Genomic DNA, 968 nt, shown 5'->3' on the forward strand with positions numbered 1-968 from the left:
GTACTAATCAATTTGTTAATGATTAAAAATTTTCATAAATGGTGTGTATTTTTTTTTTTTTAGCTAATACTATTTAATGAAATTTTTATATAAGGAGGCATTAGTTATGTCTAGTAGAACTGGTATAATTAAATGGTTTGATAAAGAAAAAGGTTATGGATTTATTTCCTGTGATGAAGGAGATGATGTTTTTGTTCATCATTCTCAAGTAAAGGAAAAAGGAAATGATAAGGATTTACATGAAGGAGAAAGTGTAACTTTTGATGTAAGTGAAGGACAAAAAGGCCCTATGGCAGTAAATGTTCAAAAATTATAAAAATTATTTTTTCATAAAGCACTAATAGTATTTATATTAAAAATACTTACTTTATTTATGTGTTAAATAAAAGAAAAAGATATGATTAATGTAAAATAAATTTTTATAAAAATTTATTTTAAAGTCATATCTCTTTCTTTTATTGGTATTCAAAATCACTAATTATATATATTATATCCAGTGTCTTCAATACATTTTTTAATATCTTCTACTTTAACCTGTTCATTAAATATTACTTCCACACTTCCACGAGCAACATCAACACATACTTGTTGAATTCCTTCTATTTTATCTAAAGCATTTTTAATATGAGTCTTATTAGTAGAATTAACCAATCCATTTACATTATAATGAACTCTATCCATTGTTATTTCTCCCTTCTTGTGAATTAACAACTATAGTATGTTCCATTTAGGTTTTTTATATTTATAATTTTTTCTTAAAATAAACACTATAAATTTTTATAAACTATTATGAATGTTTTAAAGTTTTTCCTTCATTTATAGATTTACGTTCCTCTATTAAATTAAATATTAATTTATTTAATGACCAATTCTTTGAAGTGTCTGTAACTACAGCCATTAAAGTATTATTTATTCTCATTTTCTTTAAATTTTCTATAAAAATATTAATTTTTGCTGGAGCTATATTA

General features: G+C 22.4%; 3 protein-coding genes. 1 reads left to right on the forward strand and 2 read right to left on the reverse strand.

Translation table 11 applies throughout. The annotated features are described in order from the left end of the window. Positions 1–106 precede the first annotated feature (106 nt). Positions 107–316: a cold-shock protein gene (locus GBZ86_RS16270; protein WP_152892404.1), complete on the forward strand. Its 210-nt coding sequence runs from the start codon at positions 107–109 to the stop codon at positions 314–316. A gap of 158 nt (positions 317–474) precedes the next feature. Here GBZ86_RS16270 and GBZ86_RS16275 read toward each other — a convergent pair whose 3' ends face one another. Together GBZ86_RS16275 and GBZ86_RS16280 are read right to left on the reverse strand one after the other, a co-directional pair. Then, positions 475–681 carry a heavy-metal-associated domain-containing protein gene (locus GBZ86_RS16275; RefSeq protein WP_152892406.1) on the reverse strand — a complete coding sequence of 69 codons (207 nt, stop codon included), beginning with the start codon at positions 679–681 and terminating at the stop codon, positions 475–477. Positions 682–787: 106 nt separating this feature from the next. Further along, positions 788–968 (reverse strand): DUF3783 domain-containing protein (locus GBZ86_RS16280; RefSeq protein WP_152892408.1); only part of this gene is annotated, 181 nt, incomplete at its 5' end.

Source organism: Clostridium tarantellae, assembly GCF_009295725.1.
Lineage (GTDB): Bacteria > Bacillota > Clostridia > Clostridiales > Clostridiaceae > Sarcina > Sarcina tarantellae.

Bases quoted from the DNA above. Each gene is read 5' to 3' on its own strand.
- GBZ86_RS16270 (WP_152892404.1), top strand. From the start codon at position 107: ATGTCTAGTAGAACTGGTATAATTAAATGGTTTGATAAAGAAAAAGGT.
- GBZ86_RS16275 (WP_152892406.1), bottom strand. From the start codon at position 681: ATGGATAGAGTTCATTATAATGTAAATGGATTGGTTAATTCTACTAAT.